Origin of the sequence: Acinetobacter sp. P1(2025) (genome assembly GCF_051390655.1) — a bacterium.
Lineage (GTDB): Bacteria > Pseudomonadota > Gammaproteobacteria > Pseudomonadales > Moraxellaceae > Acinetobacter > Acinetobacter junii.
This window is the reverse complement of record NZ_JBPKBJ010000010.1, coordinates 54,339-61,760: the sequence shown is the minus strand read 5'-3', so window position 1 is coordinate 61,760 and position 7,422 is coordinate 54,339. Positions and strand designations below refer to the sequence as shown.

Annotated in this window: 9 protein-coding genes and 1 pseudogene; 8 read left to right on the top strand and 2 right to left on the bottom strand. The window is 37.9% G+C overall.

What is annotated here, in order from left to right; genetic code table 11:
• The first annotated feature begins 290 nt into the window (after positions 1 to 290).
• The 8 genes and pseudogenes from ACSC97_RS04535 to msrA all read left to right on the top strand — a co-directional run bounded on the left by ACSC97_RS04535 (position 291) and on the right by msrA (position 6,321).
• Positions 291 to 968 (top strand): hypothetical protein, encoded by a 678-nt coding sequence (locus tag ACSC97_RS04535; RefSeq protein ID WP_004957788.1) that lies wholly within the window; start codon positions 291 to 293, stop codon positions 966 to 968.
• 193 nt (positions 969 to 1,161) lie between these two features.
• Positions 1,162 to 1,878 (top strand): DUF3108 domain-containing protein, encoded by a 717-nt coding sequence (locus ACSC97_RS04530; RefSeq protein WP_004916473.1) that lies wholly within the window; start codon positions 1,162 to 1,164, stop codon positions 1,876 to 1,878.
• Between the two features lie 88 nt (positions 1,879 to 1,966).
• Positions 1,967 to 2,542, top strand: a complete 576-nt coding sequence (locus ACSC97_RS04525) for a xanthine phosphoribosyltransferase (protein WP_004916475.1) — start codon at positions 1,967 to 1,969, stop codon at positions 2,540 to 2,542.
• Between the two features lie 159 nt (positions 2,543 to 2,701).
• Entirely contained in the window at positions 2,702 to 3,544 is an 843-nt protein-coding gene (gene thyA / locus ACSC97_RS04520) for a thymidylate synthase (protein ID WP_436659513.1), read from the top strand.
• A gap of 20 nt (positions 3,545 to 3,564) precedes the next feature.
• Positions 3,565 to 4,074, top strand: a complete 510-nt coding sequence (locus ACSC97_RS04515) for a dihydrofolate reductase (RefSeq protein WP_436659511.1) — start codon at positions 3,565 to 3,567, stop codon at positions 4,072 to 4,074.
• A gap of 20 nt (positions 4,075 to 4,094) precedes the next feature.
• A complete protein-coding gene (locus tag ACSC97_RS04510; protein ID WP_270900408.1) occupies positions 4,095 to 5,150 on the top strand; it encodes an Lnb N-terminal periplasmic domain-containing protein in 1,056 nt (351 codons plus the stop codon).
• Positions 5,151 to 5,339: 189 nt separating this feature from the next.
• A pseudogene (locus tag ACSC97_RS04505) lies at positions 5,340 to 5,687 on the top strand (META domain-containing protein); the annotation flags it as partial.
• Between the two features lie 109 nt (positions 5,688 to 5,796).
• Positions 5,797 to 6,321 carry a peptide-methionine (S)-S-oxide reductase MsrA gene (gene msrA / locus ACSC97_RS04500; protein ID WP_004916488.1) on the top strand — a complete coding sequence of 175 codons (525 nt, stop codon included), beginning with the start codon at positions 5,797 to 5,799 and terminating at the stop codon, positions 6,319 to 6,321.
• A 48-nt stretch (positions 6,322 to 6,369) separates the two neighbouring features.
• Here the strand turns inward: msrA and ACSC97_RS04495 are convergent, their stop codons facing one another.
• Together ACSC97_RS04495 and ACSC97_RS04490 are read right to left on the bottom strand one after the other, a co-directional pair.
• Positions 6,370 to 6,774, bottom strand: a complete 405-nt coding sequence (locus tag ACSC97_RS04495) for an ExbD/TolR family protein (protein ID WP_004916491.1) — start codon at positions 6,772 to 6,774, stop codon at positions 6,370 to 6,372.
• Between the two features lies 1 nt (position 6,775).
• Entirely contained in the window at positions 6,776 to 7,396 is a 621-nt protein-coding gene (locus ACSC97_RS04490) for a MotA/TolQ/ExbB proton channel family protein (protein ID WP_436659508.1), read from the bottom strand.
• Between the last annotated feature and the right edge of the window lie 26 nt (positions 7,397 to 7,422).

Genomic DNA, 7,422 nt, shown 5'->3' with positions numbered 1-7,422 from the left:
TTCTACGTTTGATTGGTTTTGGGAAAAAAGAGGAATTTAAGAAAGTGCTCGCAATTTTAAGAAAGAAAAAGCCTGATAGGACAAGGGCTCTATGAAATTTGTCGTGTACAGAGCAAAATTTTACAAAAATATGATCCACTTATAGTTACAGTGTATCCATACCATCATTTTATGAAAATGTAGCAATTAATTTTGCTACACTGCAAGTCAGAAATTTATTTTTATTTTTTAGTTATTACAAAGATCGTGGCATTGCTATCTAAAACAATTCACTTTCTGGAACAACTTTTATGCAAACGCTAATTTCATCTGTTGTTAAACGTCTACGTAAAGTTTACCAAAAAGCCGAAGAATTCATCGAAGAAGAAAGAGAGTTTTCGCTTTCACAAGTATTTGTGAACGCGACGATGGAGCGTTATGTCACCGAAAAAGTTGAAATCATTAAAGACCTGCATGCTGATTTATATGATGGGTGGTTAAGACTGTACTCGACAATAGACGTCAAAGGTCTACATACCACCCTTTCTGTTGATTTAAAGCTGTTGCAAATGGAAATGAATAAAGATGTTCAACTTATGGTTTTTGAGCAAATCAGTAACACTCAAGTGATTGAAGCGAGTTTCAAAAACATTTTCCAAAAATGGGGCTTTCATCTTGCGATTTGGTATTACCAAAAGTTTCGTGAGGAAGATCCTTTAGGGAAAATTTTAGAACACTTTGAAGTCGTGACCGTAAAAGATGATTTACTTTATCTAGATTTAAATCGCTGGTTTAGTAAAAAGCCAAGTATTATTGAGACCCTGAGTAAGGTTCATGTAAATCGTGCACGTGTCCGCCCTGCAGAATTAATTGTTTGGGGAAATGTGAATCTTACAGCGATCCTCTCCCCATCCAATGAATTTGATGAGGAAGATGATTTAGATATTAGCGAAGTTACTCCAATCCAGCAAAAAGACTCAAAAAGATAATTCTAAACACCCTGTGGCAGCATGTTATTTATACTCTGCCACAGAAATTCCCAACTTCATGATTAATACGAAAAATTAACAAGCGCTTAGTAAAAAACCTGATCTTTTCTTCATAATCTACAGGCATAATAACAACAAATCGTAATGATATCTGGATGATCCCATCAAATGCTCATCCAAAGGACACAATGCTATGACAAACAAATTTACTAAGTTTTTGAGTATTGCAACGGTAACTTCTGCAACACTTGCTTGTGCAAGCTTCTTTAGCCATGCCTATGCAATGGCGCCATTCCAAGCGAGCTATCAATTTAGTTATAACAACAAGAATTTAGGTTCAGCAACACGTACATTATCTCAGCAAGGCAACAACTGGACATATAAATTTGTTGCTAAAGCGGGTGGTATTGCTTCTGCATCTGAAACCAGTCAATTTGCTTTCTCAGATAACAAAATCACTTCACAAAAGTTCAGTCGCACCAGTAAAATTTTAGTGCACAACAACACGATGAATATTAACTTCAATCCAAGTGCTAAAGTGATTAACACCCAAAAAGATGACAAGAAACGTTCTTTTGCTTGGCAAGCTGGTGTTTTGGACGAGTTAAATGCTGAGTTACAAGTTCGTGAAGATTTAAAAAATGGCAATACCTTGCAACCACGTTATTATATTTCGGATGCGAAAGGTGTCGATGAGCGACGTTTTATTAAACAAGGCACTGAAAGTATTAAAACCAGTTATGGAACATTTAATACGATCAAAGTCGTGTTACAACACAGCAAACCTGAACGCAATACCGTATTTTGGTTAGCTCCAAAATTAGATTATCTTCCTGTCAAAGTGACACATAATGATGGTAAATCATCCTATGGACTATTATTGACTGGCTATTCGGGTAAAACCAATTAACCATCTGGTCAATTTTAGCTTGCAATTTTTTGGATGCTTTTTAAAATATGCCTTTGCTTGAAAAAGCATCCGTTTAGAGGATTCTCCCGTGTACGCTTTAGAACAGAAAATCTTAAATGAAGGTATCGTTCTATCTGATCAAGTATTGAAAGTTGACGCTTTCTTAAATCACCAAATCGATCCTGTGTTAATGCAACAGATTGGTAAAGAGTTTGCTGCGCGTTTTAAAGATGCAGGCATTACTAAGATTATTACCATTGAAGCATCTGGGATTGCACCTGCGATTATGGCAGGTTTAGAGCTTGGTGTTCCTGTGATTTTTGCTCGTAAATACCAGTCATTGACTTTAAAAGATGATCTTTATCGTTCTAAAGTGTTCTCATTCACTAAGCAGACTGAAAGCACAATTGCTATTTCAAATAAGCATCTTAATTCAACTGATAAAGCGTTGGTTATTGATGACTTCTTGGCGAATGGTCAAGCTGCATTAGGTTTAATCGATCTTATTCATCAAGCAAATGCTGAAGTTGTAGGCGTGGGTATCGTGATTGAAAAATCATTCCAGCCAGGTCGAGATGTATTACTTGAAAAAGGTTATCGCGTGGAATCCTTAGCACGTGTTAAATCCCTTGCTGATGGCAAAGTAACCTTTGTTACTGAATAAAGATGACTAGAAACAAAGAGCGCTTATAGAGCGCTCTTTGTATTTTTAAAGAATAGAAATATTATAAGCAGGAATAATCAAGTATCATTCCCTATCAAAGATGTTGAGCAGATTAAGCTGTTTTAACATGTAAGTTCACAAACGATTTTAGAGAGCGTTATGCGTACATATTTAGACCTTTTACAACATATCCTAGACAATGGCGGTGACAAGGGTGACCGTACAGGTACAGGTACACGTTCAGTATTTGGTCATCAAATGCGTTTTGATCTTTCTAAAGGTTTTCCATTACTAACCACTAAGAAAGTTCACTTTCGTTCAATTGTAATTGAGCTTCTTTGGTTCCTCAAAGGTGATACTAACGTTCAATATCTCAAAGACAATAAAGTCACTATTTGGGATGAATGGGCAACTGCTGAGCAAACCGCTCGCTTCGGTCGACCTGAAGGTGAGCTTGGTCCTGTATATGGGCATCAGTGGCGTAATTTTGGTGCTACTCAAAATGAAGATGGTAGTTACCAACAAAATGGTTTTGACCAAATTAAATGGCTCATCAATGAAATCAAAACCAATCCGAATTCACGTCGCTTAATCGTTTCGGGCTGGAATCCAAATGAGGCAGGTAAGGTTGCTTTACCACCTTGTCATACTCTGTTCCAATTTTTTGTACATGATAACAAACTCTCCTGCCAACTTTATCAACGTAGTGCAGATGTATTTTTAGGTGTGCCATTTAATATTGCTAGCTATGCCCTACTCACCCATATGATTGCACAAGTCTGTGGTTTAGATGTTGGGGACTTTGTTTGGACTGGTGGTGATACACACTTATATGCAAACCACTTTGAGCAAGCCAAATTACAACTTACTCGTGAACCGTTACCGTTATGTCAGTTAAAGCTCAATCCTGATGTCAAAGATATTTTCGACTTTAAGTTTGAAGACATCGAAATCGTAGGATACGAATCACATCCAGCAATTAAAGCACCTGTAGCAGTTTAACGATAAGTGAGATCAAGAAAATGGCATGGCAAGGTATCGAAGTTGTTCACGTTGTCGCAATGGATAAGAACAACTGTATCGGCAAAGGCAATGCACTGCCTTGGCATATCTCTGCTGATCTAAAACATTTCAAAGCGATTACTCAAGGTGGCGTTGTCATCATGGGTCGTAAAACTTTAGAGTCTATGGGTCGCGCGCTACCTAATCGTGTGAATTGGGTGATTACTCGTGATCCATCATGGCAATTTGAAGGTGTAAAGATCGCTCATAGCATTGAAGATGCCTTGAATGAAGCACTTACAGACGTACAACATTCTGAAAAAGCGTCTTTATTTATTATTGGTGGTGGAGAGATTTTCACTCAAACCCTCAACATCGCTGATCGTCTAGAATTGACTCATGTTGATTTAGATGTACAAGGTGATGCACATTACCCGAAAATCTCTGAGGATTTCCAAAAAGTAAACTCAGAACATCATCAAGATGAAAAATCGCTGGTTAAGTTTGAGTTTGCGACCTATCAAAAATAAATAATGGATCGCACAGGACTATGCAGAATATTGGATCACGTGAGTTTTTTCTCGCTTTAGGAATAGGTCTGCTCCATAGTCTTTTCACCTTATTTGTGGTCCTGTCTAGCGTGTGGTTATGTCTTGCACTTTGGATCCAACAGCCTCTTGGTTCAGTCTTCAGTCGTATTGTGATTGTGGTCTGGACCATTTTTGCTTTAAGTCTAATTGGTGTATACGTTAGTGGTCATCTTTTCAGCCGTCGCACAGATATCATTATTTACTGCCTTGCATTTGCTTGTTCATTGATCTGGTATTTTTCCATTCAAGCGAAACAAGACCGCGAATGGGATCCTGAAGTTGCACAGCAGCTTTACTATGAAAAAGAAGGTGATCTTGTCCATTTGTATAATATTCGGAACTTTAGCTGGCATACAGATGGAAGCTATGAAATACACTGGGAAGATCGCAAAATAGATTTAAATAAAATCACAGGTGTTAATGTCATTACTTCCTACTGGATGGGTCCACAGATTGCACACACCCTAGTAAGTTTTGATTTTTCAGATCAAAAACCACTGGTCTTTTCAATTGAGATCCGAAAAGAAAAAGGCGAAGAATTCTCTGCTGTTGGAGGTTTTTTTCGAAAATATGAACTTAGCCTAGTTGCATCAGATGAAAAAGATATTGTGTATACACGCAGTAACGTTCGTCATGAGCAAGTGTATTTATTTCCAATCAAAATGCCCGCAGATCAACGTAAGGCATTATTTATAGAGTATTTACATAAGGCAGATGAATTACGAGCAGAAGCAAAATGGTACAATACTTTAACCAGTAACTGTACTACGCTGGTATTTGATATGGCTCAAGCAATCAATCCCCAACAACTACCTAAAGATTACCGATTGCTTGCCTCTGGATACTTACCTAATTATTTATATGATCTCGAAGTGCTCAACCAAAATTACAGCTTAAAAGATTGGTATCGTTTAGCACATATTAATCATCGTGCTGAGCAATTTGATCAACAAATGGATCAAAGTAGTGAAAATTTCTCAAAAATAATCCGTTTAGGTATTCCAACAGCAGATTAGATTACATACCGACACGAAATCCACAGCCATTCTTCATTTTTTTAATTCGCAATTAAAATAAAATATTCACATGAATAAGGAAATAAAATTATGTTAAGACCATTTCTCATCAGCCTAGGTTTAGCAACTACAGCCATCGTGAGCGCATGCGCTACGACAACATAATTAAACTCAGCTCAAACGCTTGATCATAGCACTTGGATTGCAACACAAATTCAAGGCACACAACTTGCTTCAAGTAATAACCCTCGTAGCCCACATATTCAATTTGAAAGCTCAACTCAAAGCTTTAGTGGATCAGATGGTTGCAACCGAATTCGCGGTTCATTTAAAACTGAAAATAATCAATTAAAACTTGGACCTGTCATGTCAACCAAAATGGCTTGTATAGGCGATAATGCTGATGTTTCACGCCAATATTTAGATGCTTTATCGCAAACACAACGTTACAGTTTGAAGGCGAATACTTTGCAACTACTCGATCAATCTGGAAAGGTACTGATTCAATTTAACTCATCAGCACACATACACCATTAAATCTAATTCACCCCATAAAAAGTACAGACTTAACTGACTCTTAGGGCTTTACTTTTTTTTGGGTTCGTTTACTTTAGTAGCATTCTTAAAATAAAAATTGGGGAGTTACATGCAACAAGCTTTATTTGGCGGTGGTTGTTTTTGGTGTGTAGAAGCTGTTTTTCTACAACTTAAAGGTGTTGAAAAAGTCGTTAGTGGCTACGCCGGTGGTCATATTGCAAACCCAAGTTATGAACAAGTATGCCAAGGTGATACTCAACATGCTGAAGTCGTGCAAATTGACTTTGATGAACAGCAAATCAGTTATAGTGATTTATTAAATGTATTCTTTGCCACACATGATCCAACAACATTAAATCGTCAAGGGAATGATATTGGTACGCAATATCGCTCGGTCATCTATTATTTTAATGATGATCAAAAAGCACAAGCACAGCAAATGATTGAAAACCTAATCAGTGAGGGTTTAAATATTGTTACAGAGCTAAGCCCCGTACCAACGTTCTACCCAGCAGAAGATTATCATCAAAATTTTTATGCGCGTAATCCTTCACAAGGTTACTGCAATTTTAGTATTCCCCCAAAGCTCTCTAAACTACGCTGTAAGTTTACTGAGCTTCTTAAAACAGAATAGACATAAAAAAGCAACTCGATGAGTTGCTTTTTTAAATCCTAAATCATTTTAATTTTCACTGACAAAGGCAATATCACTCAAACCTGCTTCACTGGCACGCGACATCACCTGAGCAACCGTATCATATTTCGACTCTTTATCTGCACGCAGTTGAACCGTAGGTTTTTGTTCAGCCTGTCCCGCTTCTTGGAAACGCTTTTCTAGCTCTTCTAAACTAATTATCTGAGCATCCCAAGCAACTTCGCCATTTTGATTAATGCTAATGGTTATGGCTTTCGGCGGTGGATCAATAATTTCAGCCGTGGTTTTTGGTAAGCTTAATGGAATTGATGGGTTAGCAACCGTTGCTGTGACTAAGAAAATAATCATCAATACCAACATAATGTCGATCAGAGGAATGAGATTCATCTCATTCATACCACTGTCGTGGTCTTCACCCAATTGGAAACCCATTTTAAGCTTGACCTCCAACTAAACTTTGTTGAGTCGCTTTAGCTTCGGTTTTCGTCGTGCTTTCTTGTTGCAACATCGTATCGATCAATAAACTATGTGCCTGATCTTGTAAGTCATGTGCTAAACCACGATTGAAACGTACACAGATGTTATAAGCAAGTACCGCAGGAATCGCAACTGCAAGACCAAGACCCGTCATAATCAATGCCTCACCCACTGGTGTTGCTACTTGAGCTAAACCTGCTTGACCGCTCTTACCGACAGCAACAAGCGCGTGGAAGATTCCCCAGACTGTACCAAACAAACCAACGAATGGTGCGATCGAAGCAATGGTACCCAATACAGATACGCCTTTTTCCGCTTGAGACTTTTCAGCAGAAATTTGACGTAACAATGCTTGCTCAGCAACCGCTTTACGTTGTTCAAACGTCAATAGTTGTAGTTTAGATTTGAGCGACGTCAAAGCTTGAGCAAGTTGAGCATAAGCCTGTTGTTTTAATTGGCGAGTTCCCATTAAACGTAGAATAAAAATCGTCCACGTTGCAATCGACATTGCTAAAAGGATGAAATACAGAGTTTTACTTACTGCATCTGCATGTTGCCAATAAACTGAAAAGTTCATATACGAACTCCTGATTTAATCTGTCA